19 protein-coding genes and 1 other annotated feature are annotated in these 24,319 nt (G+C 49.2%); of the genes, 1 reads left to right on the forward strand and 18 read right to left on the reverse strand.

Going from position 1 to position 24,319, the window contains the following annotated elements; all coding sequences use genetic code 11:
* Positions 1 to 4: 4 nt before the first annotated feature.
* The 6 genes from uvrB to ftsE all read right to left on the reverse strand — a co-directional run bounded on the left by uvrB (position 5) and on the right by ftsE (position 7,394).
* On the reverse strand, positions 5 to 1,975 hold the full coding sequence (gene uvrB / locus AC4PHM_RS09825) for an excinuclease ABC subunit UvrB (protein ID WP_492017636.1): 1,971 nt from the start codon (positions 1,973 to 1,975) through the stop codon (positions 5 to 7).
* Between the two features lie 212 nt (positions 1,976 to 2,187).
* Complete coding sequence (locus tag AC4PHM_RS09830) at positions 2,188 to 3,303, reverse strand: AI-2E family transporter (protein WP_492017637.1); 1,116 nt, start codon at positions 3,301 to 3,303, stop codon at positions 2,188 to 2,190.
* A complete protein-coding gene (locus AC4PHM_RS09835) occupies positions 3,300 to 4,526 on the reverse strand; it encodes a S41 family peptidase (RefSeq protein WP_492017638.1) in 1,227 nt (408 codons plus the stop codon). Before AC4PHM_RS09835 ends, AC4PHM_RS09830 begins: the two co-directional genes overlap by 4 nt.
* A gap of 44 nt (positions 4,527 to 4,570) precedes the next feature.
* Positions 4,571 to 5,704, reverse strand: a complete 1,134-nt coding sequence (locus AC4PHM_RS09840) for a murein hydrolase activator EnvC family protein (protein ID WP_492017639.1) — start codon at positions 5,702 to 5,704, stop codon at positions 4,571 to 4,573.
* A gap of 81 nt (positions 5,705 to 5,785) precedes the next feature.
* Complete coding sequence (gene ftsX, locus AC4PHM_RS09845) at positions 5,786 to 6,682, reverse strand: permease-like cell division protein FtsX (RefSeq protein ID WP_492017640.1); 897 nt, start codon at positions 6,680 to 6,682, stop codon at positions 5,786 to 5,788.
* A complete protein-coding gene (gene ftsE / locus AC4PHM_RS09850) occupies positions 6,672 to 7,394 on the reverse strand; it encodes a cell division ATP-binding protein FtsE (protein ID WP_492017641.1) in 723 nt (240 codons plus the stop codon). The genes ftsX and ftsE overlap by 11 nt, the downstream gene beginning before the upstream one ends.
* 248 nt (positions 7,395 to 7,642) lie before the next feature.
* Here ftsE and AC4PHM_RS09855 point away from each other — a divergent pair, with 248 nt between their 5' ends.
* Positions 7,643 to 8,239, forward strand: coding sequence for a 5-formyltetrahydrofolate cyclo-ligase (locus AC4PHM_RS09855; RefSeq protein ID WP_492017642.1), 597 nt, complete (start codon positions 7,643 to 7,645; stop codon positions 8,237 to 8,239).
* 118 nt (positions 8,240 to 8,357) lie between these two features.
* Here the strand turns inward: AC4PHM_RS09855 and AC4PHM_RS09860 are convergent, their stop codons facing one another.
* From AC4PHM_RS09860 to AC4PHM_RS09915, 12 genes are all read right to left on the reverse strand, one after another.
* On the reverse strand, positions 8,358 to 10,955 hold the full coding sequence (locus AC4PHM_RS09860; RefSeq protein ID WP_492017643.1) for a Lon protease family protein: 2,598 nt from the start codon (positions 10,953 to 10,955) through the stop codon (positions 8,358 to 8,360).
* Between the two features lie 146 nt (positions 10,956 to 11,101).
* Complete coding sequence (rpsA, locus tag AC4PHM_RS09865; protein ID WP_492017644.1) at positions 11,102 to 12,277, reverse strand: 30S ribosomal protein S1; 1,176 nt, start codon at positions 12,275 to 12,277, stop codon at positions 11,102 to 11,104.
* A 261-nt stretch (positions 12,278 to 12,538) separates the two neighbouring features.
* Positions 12,539 to 14,230, reverse strand: a complete 1,692-nt coding sequence (gene ilvB, locus AC4PHM_RS09870) for a biosynthetic-type acetolactate synthase large subunit (RefSeq protein WP_492017645.1) — start codon at positions 14,228 to 14,230, stop codon at positions 12,539 to 12,541.
* Positions 14,231 to 14,242: 12 nt separating this feature from the next.
* A complete protein-coding gene (ilvD, locus tag AC4PHM_RS09875) occupies positions 14,243 to 15,895 on the reverse strand; it encodes a dihydroxy-acid dehydratase (protein ID WP_492017646.1) in 1,653 nt (550 codons plus the stop codon).
* A gap of 1 nt (position 15,896) precedes the next feature.
* Positions 15,897 to 16,901 (reverse strand): ketol-acid reductoisomerase, encoded by a 1,005-nt coding sequence (gene ilvC, locus AC4PHM_RS09880; protein WP_492017647.1) that lies wholly within the window; start codon positions 16,899 to 16,901, stop codon positions 15,897 to 15,899.
* An 18-nt stretch (positions 16,902 to 16,919) separates the two neighbouring features.
* Positions 16,920 to 17,141 (reverse strand): ACT domain-containing protein, encoded by a 222-nt coding sequence (locus tag AC4PHM_RS09885; protein ID WP_291403908.1) that lies wholly within the window; start codon positions 17,139 to 17,141, stop codon positions 16,920 to 16,922.
* A 79-nt stretch (positions 17,142 to 17,220) separates the two neighbouring features.
* Positions 17,221 to 17,460 (reverse strand) — a binding site (T-box leader).
* Between the two features lie 250 nt (positions 17,461 to 17,710).
* Positions 17,711 to 18,658: a transketolase family protein gene (locus tag AC4PHM_RS09890; protein WP_492017648.1), complete on the reverse strand. Its 948-nt coding sequence runs from the start codon at positions 18,656 to 18,658 to the stop codon at positions 17,711 to 17,713.
* Positions 18,651 to 19,481 (reverse strand): transketolase, encoded by an 831-nt coding sequence (locus tag AC4PHM_RS09895; RefSeq protein ID WP_492017649.1) that lies wholly within the window; start codon positions 19,479 to 19,481, stop codon positions 18,651 to 18,653. The genes AC4PHM_RS09890 and AC4PHM_RS09895 overlap by 8 nt, the downstream gene beginning before the upstream one ends.
* 39 nt (positions 19,482 to 19,520) lie before the next feature.
* Entirely contained in the window at positions 19,521 to 20,345 is an 825-nt protein-coding gene (locus AC4PHM_RS09900; RefSeq protein WP_492017650.1) for a WecB/TagA/CpsF family glycosyltransferase, read from the reverse strand.
* 4 nt (positions 20,346 to 20,349) lie between these two features.
* On the reverse strand, positions 20,350 to 21,456 hold the full coding sequence (gene csaB / locus AC4PHM_RS09905; RefSeq protein ID WP_492017651.1) for a polysaccharide pyruvyl transferase CsaB: 1,107 nt from the start codon (positions 21,454 to 21,456) through the stop codon (positions 20,350 to 20,352).
* Complete coding sequence (locus AC4PHM_RS09910; protein WP_492017652.1) at positions 21,443 to 23,647, reverse strand: DUF5693 family protein; 2,205 nt, start codon at positions 23,645 to 23,647, stop codon at positions 21,443 to 21,445. The genes csaB and AC4PHM_RS09910 overlap by 14 nt, the downstream gene beginning before the upstream one ends.
* A gap of 64 nt (positions 23,648 to 23,711) precedes the next feature.
* The gene (locus tag AC4PHM_RS09915) at positions 23,712 to 24,242 is read right to left on the reverse strand and encodes a hypothetical protein (protein ID WP_492017653.1); all 531 of its coding nucleotides are present in this window, start codon (positions 24,240 to 24,242) and stop codon (positions 23,712 to 23,714) included.
* Positions 24,243 to 24,319 lie beyond the last annotated feature (77 nt).

A 24,319-nucleotide genomic window follows, 5' to 3' on the forward strand; every position in this document is an offset into this window, starting at 1 on the left:
TGTGTCACCTCAATTTTTTCTTAAGCGCATGAATTCGGTCCCGCAGCACAGCCGCCTTCTCAAATTCCAAATTGGCTGAAGCCACATACATTTCGTTTTCCAGGTCCTCGATCATCCGCTCGAGATCCGCGTAGTCCAGCACCAAGGCCGCAATTTCTGGATCCAGCCCTTCCTCGGCAACTTCGGTTGCTTCAATGATCGACCGGATGGATTTCACGATGCCCTTCGGTGTAATATTGTGCTCCAGATTGTACGCATGCTGAATCTCTCGCCTGCGGTTGGTTTCGTCAATGGCCTTCTGCATGGACGCCGTAAAGACATCCGCGTACATGATCACCCGACCGTCAATATTTCTCGCCGCTCTGCCGATGGTCTGGATCAGCGACGTCTCAGACCGCAGGAAACCTTCCTTGTCTGCGTCCAATATGGCAATCAATGAAACCTCAGGCAAATCCAGACCTTCTCTGAGAAGGTTGATCCCGATCAGCACGTCAAATTCTCCCACCCTGAGCCCGCGAATGATCTTATTCCGGTCCAGCGTCTCAACCTCGGAGTGCATATACCTGACCTTGATATCCATCTTTTTAAAGTAATCCGTCAAATCCTCTGCCATTTTTTTCGTCAGCGTCGTCACCAGGACCCGTTCCTTGCGGGCGACGCGCACCATAATTTCAGAATACAGATCGTCAATCTGACCTTTGACCGGACGCACTTCGATGTGCGGATCCAGAAGCCCTGTCGGACGGATGATCTGCTGAACCACCTGGCCGCTTCTGTTCAGTTCATAAGCCGATGGTGTCGCGCTGACATACAGGATCTTGTCCAGCACTTTCTCAAACTCGTCAAAGCTAAGCGGTCGGTTGTCTAGAGCGGACGGCAGGCGAAAACCGTAATCTACCAGCGTATGCTTTCTCGATTGGTCACCGCCGTACATACCGCGCACTTGGGGCAGGGTGACATGGGATTCGTCTATGACCATTAAAAAATCATCCGGGAAGTAGTCAATCAGTGTAAAAGGGCGGCTCCCCGGAGGTCTTCCGGACAAGATCCTCGAATAGTTTTCAATGCCCTGACAAAATCCCATCTCCCGAAGCATCTCAATGTCGTACCGGGTACGCTGTTCAATGCGCTGAGCCTCCAGGAATTTGCCCTCATCCTTGTAGAATTTGAGCCGATCTTCCAGTTCCTGCTCAATGACGCTGATTGCCGCCTCAATTTTTTCTTTGCTCGTGACATAGTGGGACCTCGGAAAAATGGAGATGTGTTTTCTATAGCCCAAGATCTCGCCTGTCAGGACGTTGACTTCAGCGATCCTCTCAATTTCGTCCCCGAACAGCTCCACCCGGATCGCGCTTTCCTCCGAGGCAGCGGGAAAGATTTCGACGACGTCGCCTCTCACCCTGAAGGTGCCGCGGGTAAAGGCAATGTCGTTTCGGACATATTGGATTTCCACCAGCTTAGACAAAATCTCTTCGCGGGTTTTCACCATGCCGGGACGCAGCGACAGCACCATGCTGTTGTAATCGATGGGATCACCGAGGCCATAGATACAGGAAACCGACGCGACTATGATCACATCTTCACGTTCAAACAGCGCCGCTGTGGCCGAGTGCCGCAGCTTGTCGATTTCATCATTGATCGATGAGTCTTTTTCAATAAATGTATCGCTGTGTACCACATAGGCTTCCGGCTGATAGTAATCATAGTAACTCACAAAGTACTCGACGGCATTGTTCGGGAAGAACTCCCGAAACTCACTGCACAGCTGAGCTGCCAGTGTCTTATTGTGGGCCAGAACCAAGGTCGGTTTCTGGATCTTTTCAATTAAATTGGCTACTGTAAACGTCTTGCCCGAGCCGGTTACCCCCAGCAGAACCTGCTCCTTCATTCCTGATGTGTAGCCGCTCACCAGTTTCTCTATTGCCTCGGGCTGATCCCCCGTAGGCTTAAATTCTGATACGACTTGAAAGGTCATGCGATCACCTCTATTTCCCAAACGTTTGTTCCCTATCCATTATACTCCCCTATTATATACCCCGTCAATCAATGTAAGCAACGCGGACAAGTTTCGATCGAGTGACGCGGACGAGTTTCAATTTAGTGCCAGAGCTTGCGATAACATTTCTCAATATCAGCCCTTTGATCCTGTCAAGATAGAAAAGACCCCGGCACTCGCCGGGGTCACAACTACGAAATCACAATACCCTTTTCCTCTAGCCGGCGATCCACATGACGCCTGTAATAATTTCTAATGACCGCTGCCGTCGGCACAGCCAAAAACATCCCCAGAAGCCCAAACAAACCGCCGCCCAGCAAAATCGCCAAGATAATCATAAACGGCTTGACCCCCACTGAATCTCCGAGAATCTTCGGTCCCAGAATGTACCCGTCAAACTGCTGCAGCACAAAGATGAACAGCAGCACCCACAAAGACTGGATCGGGCTGTAGAACAGCGTGATCAGCACCGCTGGCACCGCACCAATAAAAGGTCCGAAGTAGGGAATCATATTCGTGACCCCAACGATCAGCGCGAGCAGAATCGGATAGCGAATGTCCATGAATACAAAGCCAAAATAGGCAATGATGCCAATAATCAGCGAGTCAATTATCTTTCCAATGATAAACTTCGTGAACATGCGGTCACTTTCAGAAACCAATCCACATAACCCATCTGCCGTCTCCCGGTCAAAATGTGCATAAGCAGACTTCTTAATACTGGACATAAACTTTTCTTTGTCCTTCAGCATGTAAATAGAAAGGATCAATCCAATCGCGAACTTTAAAATACTGTTCGCAAATCCAAGCACGCCAAAGAACATGGCGCTGACTGCCGTGTCCAGATTTTCGCTGATGGTGCCCAGCATATTGTCGAGGCTCCAGCGCTCCAAAAATTTCTCAAGATCAAAAACCTCAAAGCTTTCAATCCTGGCGGAGGCATTCAGCAAGAAATTCCTAAGAGACTCAAGGTAAGTCGGCCCATTGTCGATGATGTCCCGGATACTGGCGGCGATACTCGGCACAATGCCCGTCATAGCCAGATACACCAGCCAGATGGCAAAGGCATAAGTCACGGCTAAACTTAGTGTCCTCGGCAGGCGCAGATATTTCTCCAAAATTTTCATGAGCGGATTCAGAATATAAGCAATGCCAAAGCCCCACACAAACGGCATTAAAAGTCCGACAAGCAGTTTTACGAACGACCAGACACTGACATAATTCTCAATCACTTTAAACAGGACCAAAGCAATAAACAGAACTGGCAACCACTCAAGATGCATGACGCGAAGCAAATGTTTTTTCAATTCGAGGCCCCCTGAACCGACGCATTGACAGACTCTTGAATTGATCCCTTCATAACCTCAACCGCTTTGTCGAGCTGGACATCCAACGTTTCATCCTCGGATGGTTCCACAACGATATCCGGAGTTATGCCAACCTTGTGGATGTTGGTCCCATCCGGGGTAAAATACTGGGACGTCGTCAACTTAAACGCTGTGTCGTCGCGAAGTTCGATCACCGACTGGACCAGGCCTTTGCCAAAAGTCTGCGTTCCAATGACAACACCAGCTTCTTCATCCTGAACAGCACCCGTCAAAATCTCCGAAGCGCTGGCAGAACCGCCGTCGACGAGCACCACCAGCGGTAAGTCGACCTTATTCTTGTCCGATCTGTAATACGTTTTTTCACCGGCACGGTCCTCCATGTAGACAATCACTTGTTCCCCCAGCAGATAGTCCGCGATCTGGGTGCATTCCGTGAGAGATCCGCCAGGATTTCCACGCAGATCAAGTATCAAACCCTTAATATTTTGTCTCTGTAAATCTGACAATTCAGCTTTGAATTCCTTATAAGCATCCTCGTCAAAAGAAGTCAGCCTCAAATAACCGATCTGATCCTCGAGGATTTCCGTCTTCACGACCTGAACTTTGATTTGCTCCCTGACAATTTCAAATTCCAGGATTTCAGAGACGCCAATCCTGCGAATGGTCAGTTTGACCGCCTCGCCTGGTTTGCCGCGAATCATGCTGACCGCCTCTTCATACATGTCCATATCCACATCTGTGTCATCCACCGTCAGTATGATGTCCCCGGATTTGAGCCCTGCTTTCTCAGCGGGGGTGTCGTCTATTGGTGACACGACTTCAATATAACCGTTCTCATTCGGACTGACCACGACGCCAATCCCGCCGTATTCGCCTGTCGTCGATATATTGAAGCTCTCGTAGTCCGATGCGTTCATATAAATGGAGTAGGGATCTTCGAGGGATGAAAACAGTCCCTTTAATAATCCGTCCTCAAAATCCACCTCTGCGACATCTTTATAAAAATACTGATCAATATAACCCTTCAATTCCTCAACTTTACTGTAACGTCGATCCAGATCCTGATAATACTCAAGATCTGCCTTTGGCAAAATGACTTTATCCCCAATTCGAAGCTGCAACAGGTTGCTGACAAAAAAAGTACCAACTGAACTTAGAATCATCACAAACAGGCAAAGCAGTGCTGCGCTGCGTTTTTTCAATTGACCACATCCTATGGTTGTCTATTGTGTAAATCCTCACCGGGTTATTTGGACACCCATGGGACCGGATCGACATACTTACCGTTCTGCCGCACCTCAAAATGCAAGTGCGCGCCTGTTGAAACCCCTGTGGTTCCAACCTTCGCCACAGTCTGACCTTTGGTGACCTTGGTCCCGGACTTCACAACCAGCGAGGAGCAATGGGCATACAGCGTCACAATGCCGCCGCCGTGATCGACCATAATTACCTTGCCGTAACCGCCGAACCAATCCGAGTAAATGACCGTCCCATCCAATGCCGCAACAATTTTGGCCCCTGACGGCGCCGCAATGTCAATCCCCGTATGCATCTTGTAGGTTTTGTAAACCGGGTGCAGCCGGTTGCCAAATGGCGACGTGATCCTCGTATACCCCGGTGTCGGGAACATCATCTTGCCGCCGACATACTTCTCGGTCGTCTTCAGGCTGGCAATCAAACTGGTAATTTTCTTGGCGTCCTCGTTCAACCGGTCTTCCTGGGCTTCCAGCGCCTTAATATCCTTCTTCAAATTCTGCTGCTCGGCATCCAGACTGACAAGATCCCCCGAGAGTTTGACCTGCTTGCTGGATAAATTGGTTTTCAAGGATACCAGTGACGCTTTTTGCTCTTCGAGAGATTTCTTTTTCTCCTCGACCAGATCTCTCTGCTGCTGCATGTATTCAAGCAGTGTGGTGTCATGCTCATAAATTTTCTGCAGCATGTCCATTCGGCTCAGCATGTCTTCAAAATTAAAAGAACCCAGCAGCACCTCGAGATAACCAACATGGCCGGTTTTATACATGACGCGAAGGCGCTGGTTCAGCGTGTCCTTCTTATCGACGATTTTCGATTCCGCGTTAGCCAGCTCCATCAGGGTGGTGTTCAACGTGCCTTCCGTCATCCTGATCTGTTCAGTAATGTTCTCCATCTCAGCTTCGACCGAGCGGATGCTGTCCTCAATACTGCCGATCTTCTTCACCACTGACTTCTGGCTGCTGGTCAGTTTTCGCTGCTGTTCATCTATTCTCTTCATGTCAGACTGGAGCTTTTTGAGCTGCTCCTGGTACTTTTTCAAATCCTGGCTGCTGGCCCAGCTCTCCGTGCCGACCGCACCAAACACCAGCGCCACAGCAATCAGGACGGCGATCCATTTCTTCAAAGGGTGACCTCCTTTCAGCGAGAAGATTTTGTGGCCGATGGTCACTTTAACTCACCATCGGCAAAAAATCTTTGCCTCACATCAAACATCCAGATATTTCTTCATTGACAAAATACTGCCCAATATACCTATTCCCGATCCAATGACAACAAACAAAATCAAAATATCCCTCATGACCGATTCAACGCTCACCAGATAAGCGGCAATCAGCACATAGAACTGGCTGCTCAGAATGGTATGCAGATAGTGATAGAGGGCGTAAATCACGCCTGCCGAAATCAGCGCGCCAATCAGGCCGAGTACAGTACCCTCCACGAGAAACGGCCAACGGACAAACCAGTTTGTCGCCCCGACGTATTTCATGATGTTGATCTCACGACGCCGGGCGTTGACTGCTAATTTGACCGTATTATTGATAATGAACGTACTGAGCGCCACCAGGGTAAACATGACCGCCAGCCCCACCGTTCGAATCATGTCCGCGATATTCATCATTCGCTCAATAATTTCCTGATAATATTTGACCTCTTCAACGCCCTCGAACTTCTCAACATTCCGCACCACATAATTCGCAAAGCCAATGTCGTTGAGCGTTATGATAAAGCTGTCCGGAAGCGGATTAGACTCAAGACCGTCCAGCAGATAGCCATTTTCCTGCCACTGCGCTTTCATCTTCTCCATGGCTTCTTCCTTGGTCTCATAAGTGACCTCTCTCACGCCTTCCAGCGCAAAGATGTCTTGGCCGATGGTTTCGATCCTGGATGTTTCCAGTCCATCGACAAGATAGACTTGAACGGTATCGAACTGCTCCTTCGCACCTTGCGCAAGGGAATTGATATTGACGATCAGAATAAAAATTATCCCAAGGATCAGGAGTGTCGCGGCCACCGAAGTCAAGGACGCCAGACTCATCATCCGGTTTCTCCACAGGTTTTTCATGCTTTCTTTTAGTGTGTACCGTATCGACCTAATCTTCACAGCCGTAGCAACCTCCCAATTCATCCCTGACGATCACGCCGTTATTAAGCGCTATAACGCGCTGCTGCATGACGTCAACGATAGTCTTGTCGTGAGTTGCCATGAGGATTGTCGTTCCCCTCTGGTTGATCTGCCTGAGAAGCTTCATGATTTCCCAGGAGGTGTCCGGGTCCAGGTTCCCCGTAGGTTCATCCGCTATAAGAATGGGCGGATTGTTGATCATGGCCCGCGCGATGGAAACGCGCTGCTGCTCACCGCCAGACAGCTGATGCGGGTATAGCTTGTGCTTGTCCGCCAATCCAACAATGCTGAGGATCATGGGCACCTGCCTGCGGATATCTCGGTCTTTAGCCTCGATGATCTCCATAGCGAAAGCGACATTCTCATACACCGTCTTGTTGGGCAGCAGCCTGAAATCCTGGAACACTACGCCGAGCTGACGTCTCAGAAACGGCACCTTCCTCCGGTGCATGTTGGAGACGCGTTGCCCGCAAACGTAAATTTTCCCGGCAGTCGCATCATACTCCTTTAACAACAACTTAATAAATGTCGATTTACCGGCACCTGATGGACCCACGACGAAAATAAACTCTCCCTTTTGGACATCCAGATCAATGTCCTTCAGCGCCTCATGCCCATTATCAAAACGGACCGTGACACCTTCCAGGCGAATCTGCGGAAGATCTTCCGGCAAGCGATCCGCAAAATGCATGGTTCATCACCCCTCATTGACTCGTAGACGCCACTTTCATTACTTACAGCGCACTCATTCACATTTACATCACTACTATTCTATCTTAATCATAGAGATAAGAAAAGCGAACATTAAAAAAAACCATATGAAGCCGAGGTTACAGTTCAATGACACCCTCATTATGATAGACAATAAAAGTCAACCCTTGCCAATTCACCCGGGAATGCCTATGATGGAGTTAAGACATTCAAATAAGGAGGATTCCCATGGATAAACAAACACTGCGCGCGGATATTCTTACGCGACGAGGCAGTCTTTCTGAAGCAGAGCTTGACGCCAAGAGCGCTCAAATACTCGATCAGCTGATTCACACGCCACTGCTGGACAACGCCAAAATTGTCATGATCTTCATGGATTTCAAAGATGAAGTCCGCACTGCAGGCATAATTGAGCACTTGTGGAAAACCGGCAAAACACCGGTGGTTCCTAGAGTCAACAAAAAGGCGGATCGTTTGGATTTATATTCCATTAAGTCCTTCGACGACTTGGTCCGCTCCTCTTTCGGCATTCTTGAGCCGCCAAAAGACCGAATGCCAGATATCGAACCCATAGATCTGGATCTTATTTTGTCACCGGGTGTCGTTTTTGATGTCATGGGCAACCGGATCGGGTATGGGGCCGGTTATTATGACAAGCTTCTCCCACATGTTCGCACGGAATGTGTTGTCTGCGGCATTGCCTATGACCTGCAGATTGTCCCCAACGGACTTATCCCTGTTGAACCCCATGACATTCCGCTGGACTACCTGATCACAGAGCACAGAATCATCAGAACGCCAAACGCTGATCTAAAGGGCAAGTAGAGCCAAGAGAAACAGCAGAGAAAATGGGTGGAAATCCCAATTTCTCTGCTGTTTGTTTTTGTGTCAGTTTTAATAACCTCTGTATCCCCAGCTTCAGACTTGCCGTCCCCCAATTTAATTAGAAGGACTTGTCCTCTTCGCCCTCTTCATCTTCATCTTCCACAGGCTCTTCAATGGGCAGCTGACCCGGAATTGGTCCGGAGTCTTCTTCTCCGTCTTTTTCAATGTCATCTTCACCGACGACCGGATCATTGTCCTTTCCATTTTCTTGGGTTTCTTTTTCTTCCTCCTCTGCTTTTATAGCCTTGGATACCCTAAGAGCTTCAAGCTCCGCCGGTGACGGTTTGATCAGCTCCTGCAGCTTCCGGTTGACGCGATCATACACGGAATCCTTTGTATAAGAGCCATCCGGATACATGGTGCCTGCTTGAATTCCCGTCAGGATCTCAATGCCTTCATCGATGTTATGCACAGAATAGATATGGAAAGTCCCTGCTTTGACTGCATCAATGATTTCTTCTGAAAGCATCAGATTCTTAACATTCTGGTGAGGGATGATGACGCCCTGTTCACCATTTAAGCCTTTCAACTTGCACACTTTGAAGTAACCGTGAATTTTCTCGTTAACCCCGCCAATGGGTTGAATTTCCCCGCGCTGGTTTACCGAACCTGTAACGGCAATAGATTGCCGTATAGGGATTTCAGACAAACTGGACAGCAGGGCATACAATTCCGTACTGGAGGCAGAATCGCCGTCAATGCCCGAATACAGCTGTTCAAAGACGATACTGGCAGTCAGAGCCAATGGCTTATCCTGGGCGAACTTATGGCCAAGATAACCCGATATGATCATAACCCCTTTGTCATGGATCGCGCCGCTGGTTCGCGCTTCGCGTTCAATATTGATGATCCCCGCTCTCCCGCGGTAAGTTGAAACTGTAATTTTGGTTGGCTTTCCGAACTGATACTGGCCGGAGCCGGTGACTGCCAAGCCATTGATCTCGCCAATCTTCTCGCCGGAGACATCCAGGAGATAATCCCCATTCTCAAACATTTCCAGAACCTTTTCTTCAATTTTGTTGTTGCGCTTCTCAATCATTTCCAGCGCAATATCGACGTGCTTTGACTCAACAATCTCTGCGCCGTCCTCATCAGCCCAGCTGTCTGCTTCGTAAATTAAGTCCACCAGCTTATTCAGATGTGAGCTCAGTTTATTCTGATCATCCGCCAGCCTCGAGCTCTGCTCAATGACACGTCCTACCGCGCACCTGCTGAAATGCCTGAGTTCGTCTTCATGACAATGCTTTGCGATAAACCGAGCGATTTTATCAATATTGTCCTCATTTCGGTCCATTTCAATATCAAAATCTGCCATGACCTTAAACAGTTTTCTAAATTCCTCATCATAATAATACAGCAGCTGGTAGGTATACTGATCCCCAATGAGTATGATCTTGACATCCAGCGGGATAGGCTGAGGTTTCAAGGTCGTCGAGACAATAGCGCCCATTTGGCTTCCCAGGGACTCAATGGTGATTTCGTCGTCCAGGAGCGCTCTCATCAGTCCCTTCCAAGCGTAAGGCATAGTCAAAATGTCCTTGGCCAGAACGATGAGGTACCCCCCATTCGCTTCGTGCAGCAGACCCGGTTTGATCATGGTAAAGTCCGTTTTTAAAACGCCGAGCTCATTTTTATATTCAATGCCTCCAAGCAGGTTGTAGTATGTCGGATTCGAAGCAAAGACGACCGGAGCGTGCTCTTTGCCGTCATTGTTCACAAATTGGTTGATGGCATAGCGATCAAAAAAGGACTCACTGCTCCTTGGCATAAGCGCCGCCAGAGGTCCCGTTGCCTGCTCCTCGCCGCCATCATTTTTGAACCTTTCCAGATTCTCCACAATATCATCAATCAAAAAATTCAAATACTGCACAATGGCGTCGTTATCGCGATATTTGTCAAACATCTCAGACAGGTGAAAAGTCGCGATCCCTCTCCCGGTTTTGGCGTCGAGGTCCAGCATTTTCTGACGGAACTGCTCTTCTGCGCCTCTCAGCCGGTTGAAGAGGTCTGAGGTTTCAATGCTCAGCCTTGCAGACTCGGATTTCAGTTTCTCAAAATCCTCTTCTGTCAAATTTCTATACTCTTCCTCAGTCATAGGCTCGTTATTTTTTAACGGGATGCTGATCAGACCCCGTTCATTCTGCGCAAAGCGAAAACCATATTTCTCTCCGATCTCATTGAGCTCATCAATAATGACCTGTGTATCCTCCGAGTATTCCTGAAGCAATCCAGCACGGTCATTTTCATAGTCTTTCCCAGAAAAGGCGTTGGAGATTTCCTTTTTGAGAAAACTGATTATAAACCCCATGCTTTTAATGAATTCTTTTCCTTCGCCAGGCGGCAAACCAATGGCGATTGGCGTGCGTGCCACCTTGAAATTGTTGACATACAGCCAATCCTTTGGCGGTGTTCTAAGTTTGGCAGCCGCGTCGGAGAGATGGCGGACAAGGCTGTTTCTTCCTGTACCCCAGCTTCCACCCACATAAATGTTGTAGCCTTTTCTCTTCATTTTGAGTCCAAATTTAACGGCCTCCACTGCGCGGTCCTGACCCATTATAGCTTTTAACGGTTCAAGTTCCTCCGTTGTCTCAAAAGGCAGACAATTTAAATCACAGGCTCTGGTCAATTGGTGCGGTTCCAATTCGTATTTTTTCATCACTTGTTCCTCCTTCCTTGACATGGTCGTTTATACCCTGCAAAAAAAGACTATAACCTCAAATATATATGAAAAAAGAAGTTGACTCGCCGGGGATCGAACTTCATCAACCCGGCTGCGTCAACTTCTCAATAATGATTAAACTACTATTTCAAAAAATCTTTAAATTTGTCGCCGAACAGGTCACCCAGCGTTGAAGTTGCGCTTGGTGTCTCTTCCTCTTCTTCAACGTATGCGGCATAAGCATCCTCTTCGTTGTCCTGAGCGGCTTTTATGCTCAGCGAGATGCGCTGCTGCTCTGCATCAATGCCAAGTATTTTAACTTTGACCTCTTGACCAACGGTCAGAACATCAGAAGGTTTTTCCACCCGGGCGTCTGAAATCTGAGAAACATGCACCAGGCCTTCGAGACCATCTGCGAGCTCCACAAAAGCGCCGAATGGCTGAAGTCTTCTGACGACACCTGTTACGATCTCATCTACATGGTAATGCTCATTGACTGAGCTCCACGGATTGTTGACATAATCAGCCAAACGAAGCGAAATTCTGTGCTTTTCCGGATCGACATTGAGGACAGTGACTTTGACTCGATCTCCAACAGACACGACTTCAGAGGCACTCTTAACGCGCTTCCAGGAAAGCTCGCTCAAATGTACGAGTCCGTCCACGCCGCCAATATCAACGAACGCGCCAAAATCCGCAAGTCGTCTGACAACACCCTCTACTGTTTCTCCAGGTTGAAGGGTTTTATAGATGTCTTCTTCTTTGAGTGCGCGCTGGGCTTCGAGGTACTTTCTGCCCGAAACCACAAAATCTTTTTTGCTTCTTACTTCAATAGCCACAACATCCATGGTCTCACCGACCACTTGATTCAGATCTTCAACGCGTTCCAGGCGAACCTGCGATGCCGGCATGAAGAATCGAACACCTTTAAATTTGCCGACGACGCCGCCTTTCACCACTTCGGTGACCTTTACATGAAGCGGCAGTCCGCTTTCGAGGGACTGGTTGATTTCTTCCCAGACATCGAGCGCTACCGCGCGTTTTCTTGAAAGGACGACATTGCCTTGCCCGTCATCTTCCTTAAGCACGACGAACTGCATTTTGGTGCCGACCTGGACGCTCTCAATGGACGAACCATCTTCAAAATCCATTTCACTCTTTGGCATCACGCCGTCTGTCATAAGCTCCAGATTGACGACCAGTTCTTCTCCATTGTTGGACATGACTGTGCCCTCAACGCAATCACCCTGGTTCAGACGCGTCATCGATTTATCGATATCGCCCATGAGCTCTTCCATTGTCATCTCATTTTCCGTCATCAGTTCCACCCCTTGTATCATTCAGAATACTCTTATTATACAGGACTTACCCGAATCGGTCAAACGCCCCCACCGGAGCACAGGCATATTATTCCATTTTTAAAGAAAAAAGGAGCAGGGATTCAGAGAATCCCCACCCCAACTATTGACTTAGAGCCAGAAAAAAGAAAGTGCCGCAGTGATGCCGGATTACCCGACACCCCCCCTGTGACACTTAACTTCTAATTATGCCTTCAATCCTTTTGCCTTTTCAACTTCAAATTAAAGACTGCCGGCAGGTGGTGCCAGATCCGCTTCTTCCCAGTCTTCAATGGAGTCCGAGATGGACTTGCCAGGCGGGATGATTGGAAGAACATTGATGTTGGAATTCAGTTCAACGACAATCAAATTGGCAACCGAATCTAAAGCAGCTGCATCCAAGGCCTCCGAAAATGCCTCCGTGGTATACACCACTTTTCCCTTCAACCCGAAAGCGCCGGCCAGTTTTTCGAAGTCAATGATGTCCTTAATGTCCGTTTCACTGTAAACACCACTCTGGAACATTTTCTGCCATTGACGGACCATGCCGAGAGCATTGTTTTTGAAGAGAATAATGTCTACCTTAATACCATGCTCCGCCAGGGACGCAAGCTCATTCATGTTCATCCTGAAACTGCCGTCACCGGTAATCAGATAAACTTTTTTGTGAGGACAGGCTACTTTGGCACCGATCGCGGCACCCAGTCCAAAGCCCATAGTGCCGAGTCCGCCTGAGGTGACCCAGTTTCTGATGCCCTGAAACTCAAGATACTGTGCTGCCCACATTTGATGCTGACCGACATCTGTCGCAAAGAGCGTATTTTCATCCATGCGCTCATTCAGTGCGCCAAAGACGCTTTGCGGCGTCAGCGCATATTTATTCTTGAATGCCGGCTTTTCGTAATTCGAGATTTCCTGCAGCCAAATTTCATGACGTCGTTCGCCAAGTCGTTCTGCGATCTGGCGGATCATGGTTTTGACATCTCCAACCAGCGACAGTGCCACAGGAATATTTTTATCAATTTCAGTCTTGTCGACGTCCAGATGAATTATTTTTGCCTGCTGCGCAAACTTGGACGGATCTCCGATCACCCGGTCGCTGAATCTCGCGCCTATAGTCAGGATCACATCCGCTTCATTCATCATCCGATTGGCGATCTTAGAACCGTGCATGCCGGCAAGGCCAAAGGAAAGCCTATGGTTTCTCGGAAAGTTTCCAAGGCCCATCAACGTATTGAGCACAGGCGCATCAAGGGATTCCGCCAGTAATTTTAACTCCGGCTCACTGCCTGACAATCTGACACCTCCGCCGGCGTAGATCAGCGGACGCTGGGCTTTTTCAAACAATGCGGCAACCTGATCAAGCTGAGCTTCATCCAGGCCGTGCAATGTTTCATGGGTTTTTCGAATTTCTCTGGACATTTCCGGTGTCCACTCCGAAAGGAAGAAATCTTTCGGAATATCGACGAGCACCGGGCCAGGTCTGCCGGAAACCGCAATTTCCATGGCTTCGATTAAAGTTGGGATCAGGTCTTTCATGGAGCGCACCAGCACATTGTGCTTGGTGATGGACATGGTTATGCCGGTGATGTCGATTTCCTGGAAGGAATCAAGTCCCAGCAGTCCGCTTGGTACCTGCCCTGCGAGAACGACAAGCGGAATGGAATCGATAAAAGCTGTGGCGATTCCCGTGACGGTATTTGTCGCGCCTGGTCCCGATGTCACAAAGCAGACGCCCACCTTTCCGGTGGCTCTGGCATAACCATCGGCCGCGTGAACGACATGCTGCTCGTGGGTGAGACGGACATGACGAATCTGATCCTGATATTTATACAGCTCGTGATAGAGCGGTATGACGGCGCCGCCGGGATAACCGAAGACCGTTCCCACGCCAGCGTCTATGAGTGTTTTGATAATTGCTTCCGCGCCATTCACAAGCAGTTCCTCCTAACGGCAAATCGCGCCCTTGGATGCAGAGGTGACGCTTGCCCTGTATTTTTTGAGATATCCGGTGACCGGTTTTTCAGGAGCGGACCAGTTGCCCTTTCGCGCCTCCCAAATTTCAGGCTCGACGTCGACATTCAAGGTGCCCTTGTCGAGGTCAAAAGAGATGGTATCGCCTTCAGCGACAAAAGCGATTGGACCGCCTTCGTAGGCTTCAGGTGAAATATGGCCAATAGCGCCGCCGCGGGTTGCGCCGGAGAAGCGGCCATCCGTCAGCAGTGCCACATGCTCGTCCAGACCAAGACCACTGAGGGTCGACGTAGGCGCAAGCATTTCACGCATGCCCGGGCCGCCCTTAGGACCTTCATAGCGAATGACGACTATGTCGCCTTTTTCAATCTTGCCTGAAAGCAGTGCCGCTGTAGCGTTTTCCTCGGATTCGAAAACTCTGGCACGCCCTTCAAATTTTCTCATTTTTGGAGAGACTGCCGATTGTTTGACAACTGCACCCTCCGGTGCAATGTTGCCAAAGAGGATTTTTATGCCGCCCTGCTCAGAATAAGGCGCGTCAGTTTTAGCGATGACCTTCCCATCCGGCAATTTGGCTCTTGCGACTCTTGTTTCAAAGGTACCATCCACGGTTTGCTGGGATAGGTCAAAACGGCCAATTGCCCCAAGGGCCTTGATCACCGTGCTGATGCCGCCTGCATCGTGAAGGTCTTCGATATGGTAAGGGCCTGCAGGGCTCAATCTGCAGAGGTTTGGTGTTGTTTTGCTGATCTCGTCCACACGCCGGAGATCAAGAACGAAATCAAATTCTGCCGCGATTGCAGTCAAGTGGAGAATAGTGTTGCTGGAACCGCCAAGGGCCATATCGACTGCAAGGGCATTTTCAAAGGCTTGCGGTGTCATGATCTGGCTCGGAGTCTTATTCTCCTGGAACAGTTTCATGACCGCTGCGCCAGCCATTTTCGCAAGTCGCGTGCGATCTGCGTAGACCGCAGGAATAGTGCCATTGCCAGGGAGACCCATACCCAGCGCCTCTGTGAGGCAGTTCATGGAGTTCGCGGTAAACATGCCTGAGCAAGAGCCACAGGTCGGGCAGGCGCTGTTCTCAAGATCGTCGATCTCCTCATCGCTCATGCCGCCTTGGGCGTGTCGGCCAACACCTTCGAAAACGGTCGTCAAGTCAGTCACTTTGTCCTTGGTCTTGCCGGCAAGCATTGCGCCGCCGCTGACAATGACAGTTGGAATATCAAGTCTCGCCGCAGCCATCAGTGCAGCGGGAACTGTCTTGTCGCAGTTTGGAATAATGACAAGGGCATCAAAGGCATGGGCGATCACCATGGTCTCAATGGAGTCAGCAATCAGTTCGCGGCTAGGCAGGCTGTATCTCATGCCTCTGTGACCCATGGCTATACCGTCGCATACAGCGATGAACGGCGCAGCAATAGGCATGCCGCCGTTCATCAGAACGCCTTCTTTGACCGCCAGAACCAGCTTGTCGAGATGTGTATGTCCAGGAACGATTTCGTTATGGCCATGAAGAATGCCGACGAGCGGACGCTCGATCTGCTCGTTGGTGAGGCCAAGGGCTTTGAGAAGAGAGCGGTGTGGCGCTCTCTCCACACCGCTCTTCATAGCGGAGCTCTTCACTTTATTTCACCTCCGACTGTCTGATCCACGACATCATAGACCGCAGATTCTTGCCTGTTTCGACAATCGGGTGCTCAAGTTCAGCAGCTTTAATTTTATTGAAAATTGGACGGCCTTTTTCGTTTTCTTCGATCCAAGCTTTTGCGAATTGGCCGCTTTGGATTTCAGCGAGAACTTTCTTCATTTCCGCGCGAGTTGCGTCGTTGATAATACGCTTGCCAATCATGTAATCGCCATACTCAGCCGTGTCGCTGACGCTGAAACGCATATTTTCAAAGCCGCCTTCATAAAGAAGGTCAACAATGAGCTTGAGTTCATGGAGACACTCGAAGTATGCAATTTCCTTTTGATAACCAGCTTCGACAAGGGTGTCAAATCCGGCTTTGACGAGTTCTGTCGCGCCACCGCAAAGAACTGCCTGCTCACCAAAGAGGTCCGTTTCAGTTTCTTCTTTGAAAGTCGTCTCAAGAACGCCTGCTCTTGCAGCACCAATACCTGCAGCATAAGCAAGGGCTTTGTCGAGAGCTTTGCCGGTTGCATTCTGATGAACTGCGACGAGCGCTGGAACGCCGCGGCCTTCTTCATAGACTCTTCTGACCAGGTGGCCCGGGCCTTTAGGAGCGATCATGAATACATCGACATCTGCCGGTGGCACAATTTGTCCAAAGTGGATGCTGAAGCCGTGAGCGAAAACGAGAGATTTCCCTGATGTAATATGCTGCGCGATATGCTCGTCATAAACCTTTTTCTGGCGCTCGTCAGGAACGAGAATCATGACGACATTTGCGACACGTGCTGCTTCTGAAACACTGACAGCTTTTAGCCCATCTGCCTCAGCGCGCTTGACGGACGGGCTTCCTTCATAGAGACCCACCACGACATCAAATCCGCTCTCTTTTAGGTTCATGGCATGAGCGCGGCCTTGGCTTCCATAACCAATGACGGCGACAGTTTGACCTGCGAGTGCTTCTTTGGAAATTTCGTTTTCGTAATACATCTTTGCCATTTTAATATTTCCTCCTTTTTATCGAACCCAGCGGACGTCATGGACGCCATAGAGTTTTCTGACATGTTCGAGCGCGCGGTCAGTTGTTTGGTCCGGCGCATCCAGTGTGATCCAAAGGGCACCTTCGTGCTCCTCCATTTCGACGCCGACGACGTCGAACTCTCTTCTTCTCAATGTACTAAGGACGCGAATGAGTCCATCTACACCATGATCGACTTTGGCATGAAGTTTCTTCGTCATTTTAATAACCTCCTGTCTTATTTTCGTCGGCGTTCCGGGTATAAAAAAAGACCCTCCACCACCACGAGCTCAATCAGCTCGTAGAGATGGGGGATTCCCCATGGTACCACTCTACTTTACGGTTTAAAACCGCCTCTTCGAATCGGCGCACGACGTCGCGAATTCCAGTCTTTTAACGGGGACAGCCGTACCGGTCTACTGTTAGTTCGAACCGGAAGCTCCGGAGCGATGTTCCACCGGCGACCCTTACCCGTCTCACACCAAGTGACGGACTCTCTGAAAGGACCTTGCCGCTGAAGCTCTCCTTCAACGCTCTTATCAGGTATTAAATGGATTATACTGAATGAACAATTGATTGTCAACACAAGAAAGACGACTTTTTTACATAATCGTCATAATTTTTTATAAAATTAGAAAAAAAGTATGAAGATCGCGAAATGCGGAAGAGGGTGTCATACGGAAGAGGGTGTCAGACACCGCCTTCCACATTCTTAAAGAAAAAGGAAAGAAACGGGAATCATCTTCCGCTTCTCTCCTTATCAAAGATCTTGTATCGTCCTAATACCGCTTTACTTCAAATTTTTCAAGACGACCTCAACAATATGATCTGAAGTGAGACCATACTTTTTCATGAGCGCTTCCGGCGTACCGGATTCGCCAAAGGTGTCCATAATGCCAAGACGAACCACTTTGACCGGACAGCCCTCTGCTGTCACCTCAGCGACAGCGGATCCAAGTCCTCCAATGATGCTGTGCTCTTCTGCCGTTACAATCAATTGAGTCTCAGCCGCTGCTTTCAGGATCGCCTCAGAGTCAATAGGCTTCAGGGTATGCACGTCAAGAACCCGGACTGTGATGTTCTTCTCAGCCAAGATTTCCGCAGCCTTCATGGCCTCATTGACCATAATACCTGTCGCAATCAGCGCGACATCGAAACCGTCGCGCAGCATCATAGCCTTGCCAATCTCAAAAGCCGTATCCGCTGTGTAGAGCATTGGTACCGCCGCACGACCGAGTCGCACATAAACCGGACCTTTGACCTCCAGGCTGGCTTCAATCAGTGCTTTAGCAGAAACGCCGTCTGAGGGTTGGATCACTGTCATATTTGGCAGCGCACGCATCAGTGCGAGATCTTCAATAGCCTGATGAGAGGCCCCATCTTCCCCGACAGTAATCCCAGCGTGAGTCGCGCAAATGCGCACGTTCAAATTTGGATAACAAATGGAATTGCGAATGATCTCAAAAGCACGTCCCGCCGCAAACATGGCAAAAGTACTCGCGAACGGTTTCAGACCGGCAGCAGCCATTCCGGCAGCAACACCCATCATGTTCTGCTCCGCTATGCCCATGTCAAAAAAACGATCCGGAAACTTCTTGGCAAAAACATCTGTTTTAGTAGATTTTGAAAGATCCGCGTCCAGCGCGACAACCTCAGGGTATTTTTCGCCAAGCTCTGCCAGAATTTCTCCATAGGCTTCACGTGTGGCCATTTTTTTCTGTGCTGAAGGATTAGACATGATCAGCACCTCCTAACTCTTCAATTGCGCGTGCTTTTTCCTCGGCGGATGGCGCTTTTCCGTGCCAGCCGACCTGGTTTTCCATAAATGAGACACCCTTTCCCTTAACAGTCGTCGCCAGAATGACCGTAGGGGCGTTCTCGCAAGTCTTCGCCTCAGCAAAGACGCGTTTCAAATCATCAAAATCGTGGCCGTCAGCGGTCAGTACATTCCATCCAAAGCTCTTGAATTTCTGATCCACAGGTGATACAGCCATGACCTCGTCGTTGGTGCCATCAATTTGAAGACCATTGAAATCAAGAATAGCCACCAGGTTGGAGAGCTTATAGTGAGCTCCGGCCATAGCCGCTTCCCAAATCAGACCTTCATTGAGTTCCCCGTCTCCAAGCAGCGCGTAAACACGGCTCTTAGAGCCGGTGACTCTTGTCGATAATGCCATGCCAACCGCAGTTGAGAAGCCTTGTCCGAGGGATCCAGTAGACATTTCGACGCCTGGGATATTCTTCATGTCAGGATGTCCTTGAAGTTTCGAGCCAAGCTGTCTTAGTGTGATGAGTTCCTCCGGATTAAAATAGCCCCGTCTGGCCAGCGCAGCGTAGAGTACAGGTGCCGCGTGTCCCTTGGAAAGGACAAACAGATCCCTGTTCGCAAGTTTTGGCTCAGCTGGATCGATCTTCATTTCATCAAAATAGAGCGTCGTCAGGATTTCTACGGCAGATAAAGATCCGCCAGGGTGTCCCGATTTGGCGGCATGCGTCATCTCAATTATATCCCTGCGGATCTGACGCGCAGTCGTTTCAAGTGCAATGTTGCGGTGCGACACTTCAGTACCTCCTGTTTTTCAGTTATTGTGTATAGACTATCAATTGCTGGCGTGTTTATCCGGAGAAGCCGAAACTGATGCTTCCGAATTCCCGCCATTGATACCTTCTTCACCTTTAGGCGCATAATCCTTGCTGAAATCTCTGCTTAAAAGAACTTTAAACATGAACTTTGGAAGCGCCATCATCCGGCCAACCCGGCTCGGATTTTTTATCAGACGGTAGAGCCATTCCAAATTGGCCTTTTGGTAAAAGACCGGAGCGCGCTTGGCCGTTCCCGCCCAGACATCCACACTGCCCCCGACACCCATGGCGACTTTAACATTGAGGATTTTTCTGTGCTTGTAGATCCATTTCTCCTGTTTGGGCGCACCCATGGCAACAAAGAGAATGTCTGGCTTAAGCTCATTGATTCGATCGATGATTTTCAATTCATTCTCCGGCTTGAAATAACCATCCTGGTATCCCTTTGACTCAATACTCGGGTAAACCTTCAGGATCGCTTCCATAGCGCGCTCAGCCACCCCAGGTTTACCGCCCAGTATGTAGATGGAACGCTTCGTGGTATGACAATACTTAAGAATACGCTCCATGAGGTCAATCCCTGTCACGCGTTCATCCAGCCCGAGGTTATGAAGCTTGGAGGCATAGACCAGGCCAATTCCATCCGGTACTACGAGGTCCGCCTCACGCAGAATTGATCGCAGAGCCTTATCCTGCTGCGCCATCATGACAATCTCAGTATTGGGCGTAAAAATCATAGACATGGTATGACTGTCCATCAAATGTAAAAACCGGTTATAGGCTTCCACCGGATTGACCTTATCTACGCGTACCCCAAGAATCTTGATCGATTCACTAGTCATTCGCTTACTTCCCTCCCAGCAATTTCACAAGTTCGCGCTCGTTAATGTCAAGCCTGGACTTCAGGTCCTCAACAGCCGAGATGAGAGTCGCGCGATCTGTTTCCGTGTTGTCAAGTTTTTCCAAAATTCCCCGAGTCAACTGCTCAGGTTCAAAATCCTTTACTGCACCAAAGGTCGACTGCCCTATCGCTTTCATAAAGTAGTCAATCTTAGGATCGTAAGATAATGCAATAAGAGGGGTCCCCGCGACTGCCGAAAATATTAAAGCATGGAGTCTGACCCCGACCAGCAGATCCATGGTATGGATCACACTCAGTATTTCCTGAATGGAATGACGCTCGACCAAGGCATGGATTCGTCCTCCAAAGTTCGCCTCCAGGCGCTGAATTACTTCCAGGTCCTCCGAAAAATGAAAAGGCAGCATTATTACAGCACATTGTTTATCCAATAAGATTTCTACCACACTGCATAGGGCATCAAAAGCTTGCTGATCTCTGAAATCCTTCGATCTCAAAGCAAAGGCGACACGCTTTTCAGGAGACTTCAAATCAAGTCCGGCCTTTTCGAGAATAGTCTCTCCAATACCTGTACCCGGGCAATCCATGTCAATGACGGGATCCGCCGTCACAAAAAGGCGCTCCGGCCGTATCCCCATTTGAATCAAATCCGTCTTTGAGTTCTCTTCCCTTACAGTGATGACATCCGCTCGATTCAAAATCCATTTTGTCAGAAAGCGATTCAATGGCTTCTGGATCGGCCCTATCCCCTGACTATAGACCATGACGCGTTTTCCAAGCAAGCTGGCAGCCAGGAGAATCATCAGATAATAATGGATGCTCAGTCTGCCGGTAACATCCTGGATCAGGCTGCCGCCGCCACTGATCAGGGTATCACATTTGAAGACAGCACTGAGTACCTTCAAAGGATGTGCGCGTTTGACAGCTTTTATGCCGTATAAAGTCTGAGTCCGCTCCGGGTTGGCAGATAAGACCGTGATCTGTGCTTCAGGTACCGCGTTTTGGATTCTTTTCAGCATAGTATCCAAAATAGCCTCATCACCAATATTTCCAAATCCATAATAACCTGAAATCAGAAGATTATGCCTGGTCATTTTCACGGCCCCTTTGCCACTTTGCATATAACCCTTCCACCAGCCACTTGTCCAGAATCAAAAGGATGATCACAGCCACAACGCCAAGCACAAGACCCAGGCCAAGGGCATAAAGTTCTCTAACTGTGGACAAATAGAGCGGCGACCTCAGATGCGAAAAGGTATTGACGACAGAGGAATAGCCAAGAGACGCAATGAGAACCAGCGGCAAAATCAGCGCTTTGCGTTTCTTGGCAGCCATTGCAGCCACCATCATCACTGCCGGAAATGCCATGAGGAATTCCTTCGTTCTTGGTCGGGCGAGGAGCATTTGTTCTAATGTATTTCTAAAAATCATTTCGAGAGTTGAAGGCTGAAGGTCAGTCTCATGGCCGGATCGCGCAATATAGACATAGGCGACGACTGCCGCTGCGCCGAGGATGGCCAAATGCTTCATTTTTATGCTGGCATCCAGGAGACTCAGCAAATCTTTCCAGTAGACGGTACCATTCTTTTCATTAGCAGCCCCGTGATCTGCCTTGCGGCCATAACCAAATTTGAGGATATAGAATATTGCAGCCGCAGCAACTGGCGCGCCAAGTGACAGTTTGACGCCTCTGAAATACTCCATTTCGAGAAGATAGGAAGAGGATGAGAGAAATCCGCCTATATAGTACCCGCCTGCCAATGACACGAAGAATGTCACAGCTAAAAGGACGACCGCTCTTTTGATGATGTCCGTGTTGCTCATGGACGCCTTCTTATCGAATATTTTTTTTAGCTGATCCAATAAAATATAGACGGACAGAGCAGGAAAGATAAGGCTTGATGTCAGCCCCAGAAGCGCTGTCGCCAAATTTGGCGCGACAAACAGAGCGCCTGCGACACCCAGAGTGCCGAGTCCGGCCAGTGCCGCACCAACAGGCAGTGTGAGTCTCACCATCTGAGAGAGAAGCCATACCGCGGCTGCGACCAGGCCCATGCCTGAAATCAGTTTCAAAGACAGAGAAGGCGTATTAAAGCCCATTACGCCCGCATCACCGAAAGATAGTCCATGAGCCGCAATGCGCGTCTCAAGTGAAGTGAACATTCTCTCATATTCATTGCGATCCGTCAGATAAACACGATCATTTTCCAAAAATGGCCTCATATAGATACTTCGTATGTTGCGCTCTGTTATCGCGCGGTAAAGCGTATTTTCAATCTCTTCAGAGCCATTATAATTGTAAATGCCAATTCTTTTTTGAATATAACGGACGACTGGGAACACTCGAACCGCCTTATAATGGCTGTTCTCAGCTACATACTCTCCGCCGCGCGTCTCAACGTGCCCGAGCTGATTCCCGGCCTCAATCAGGCTGGTGGACAATCCGAGTCTGTCCAGAGTCTGAATCAGACGATCCAGGGACATCACCTCTTCCCCATTGTAGCCAATGACTTCCTGACCGCTGTAAATGATATAGGTCGTCTCAAAGCCATAACTCAAAAAATCCTCTTCAAAGGCCTCCAGAGCCAGATTTGGATTCAGTGGATTATTGATGGGGCGAGGCAAAACCTCGAGCCCGCCCGCGCGCACTGCTTCAATTTTCACAGGATCAAAGCCAATGCCGATTCGGTCGAGAAGACTGTTTGTATAGACATCCGGCCGCTCAACGACTTTGCCGTCTGCGCCGGTCATGATCCTGCCTGTTTCAAACAGCGCCTGCTCTACAGTGCCATCAATGACAAACCAGGTAGTTTCCGGACTGCTGTAGGTTTCATAAAAATCTTTTCCCACTCTTGATCTCAAACCAGTTTCAATAAAGTTTGCAGTCTCCGGATCGGATGTCTCCACTACTAGATCGTATTGATCTGCCTGACTGCCGGCGAGGTCTGATACCAGCTGCGACGGTAAGCCCTGGTCCCAATGGCTCTCAGAAACAAACTCCAGCTGTGTGGCGTAAGAGATTGCCCGACCCTGAGCTTTCAAGCTCTTAAGCGTTTCTTCATTCAATGCCACATGCCGCACGCCTTGTTCTGCGAAAAATGTCATCCAGTTTTCAAACGACATCCCGGACTGATTGGCCATCTCATAAAATTCATCGTAATCCAGAACTAAATCCACGGTCCTGGCCTGACGTTCTGCTTTTGCTCTGGACACGTCGAGAAGGCCCGTCGCGATCATGCTCAGGGCCATCATAATCAACACTATTTTCTTCAAAGTTTTATCCATTTTACCGTACGCTCCTCATCTGGCGGTTAGTTCTTTCCACTTAATTCAGCAACCAATGTCGAAGTTACTGAGCCGCCTTAGTGACGGTATATTGTCCTGCAATCATTAGCCAGGCTCTATCTACAATTTTCATGCCGCGGCCGTCATTTTTAGGGATGATGATCAGGTGATTCAGCGGCACCTTAGTGCCTAGCCCGAGACCTGTGCCACCGGTAACGTCAGGCAGATCATTCTCTGCAGCAATGGCCGTCGCAGCGCCGCCCCTTAAGATGACTTGGGTGTTTTCCCCGAAAGTCACCAGATCCCCATCCGCAAGCTCTATGACTACAAAAGCGGGCGGTGCGCCTGGCGCTGCCGGACCTGTGCCGGAGCCCGATTCAACGACGGCTTCAACGCGATCGCTCAATTGCTCAAGTTTTCTATCAAACACAGCTGAGATTTCAGACAGTCTTTTTTCCACGTAGCTCTTTGTTACAACCGGATCCGTAGATGTACCTGGATCACCGGAAGTTGCGACTGAAACCGCTCCAAAAAGCGCAAGCGCCATAATAGCGCCAAGTGCCATGTGACCCAGATTTTTTATCACTTTGTTCAATTTTTTACCTCCTACAACCCTTGTACCGGCTTGGCCCTACAAATGGTTGAGATTCCCATATTTAAAATCTCAATGTG

Source organism: Acidaminobacter sp. QWL-03, from assembly GCF_058683855.1.

What these genes read in the sequence shown, in the direction of transcription:
- AC4PHM_RS09890 (WP_492017648.1), bottom strand. Translation starts at nt 18,658, where the DNA reads ATGTCTAATCCTTCAGCACAGAAAAAAATGGCCACACGTGAAGCCTAT.
- AC4PHM_RS09910 (WP_492017652.1), bottom strand. Translation starts at nt 23,647, where the DNA reads ATGGATAAAACTTTGAAGAAAATAGTGTTGATTATGATGGCCCTGAGC.
- uvrB (WP_492017636.1), bottom strand. Translation starts at nt 1,975, where the DNA reads ATGACCTTTCAAGTCGTATCAGAATTTAAGCCTACGGGGGATCAGCCC.
- AC4PHM_RS09860 (WP_492017643.1), bottom strand. Translation starts at nt 10,955, where the DNA reads ATGAAAAAATACGAATTGGAACCGCACCAATTGACCAGAGCCTGTGAT.
- ftsE (WP_492017641.1), bottom strand. Translation starts at nt 7,394, where the DNA reads ATGCATTTTGCGGATCGCTTGCCGGAAGATCTTCCGCAGATTCGCCTG.
- AC4PHM_RS09900 (WP_492017650.1), bottom strand. Translation starts at nt 20,345, where the DNA reads ATGACTAGTGAATCGATCAAGATTCTTGGGGTACGCGTAGATAAGGTC.
- csaB (WP_492017651.1), bottom strand. Translation starts at nt 21,456, where the DNA reads ATGACCAGGCATAATCTTCTGATTTCAGGTTATTATGGATTTGGAAAT.
- AC4PHM_RS09855 (WP_492017642.1), top strand. Translation starts at nt 7,643, where the DNA reads ATGGATAAACAAACACTGCGCGCGGATATTCTTACGCGACGAGGCAGT.
- AC4PHM_RS09885 (WP_291403908.1), bottom strand. Translation starts at nt 17,141, where the DNA reads ATGACGAAGAAACTTCATGCCAAAGTCGATCATGGTGTAGATGGACTC.
- ilvC (WP_492017647.1), bottom strand. Translation starts at nt 16,901, where the DNA reads ATGGCAAAGATGTATTACGAAAACGAAATTTCCAAAGAAGCACTCGCA.
- rpsA (WP_492017644.1), bottom strand. Translation starts at nt 12,277, where the DNA reads ATGACGGAAAATGAGATGACAATGGAAGAGCTCATGGGCGATATCGAT.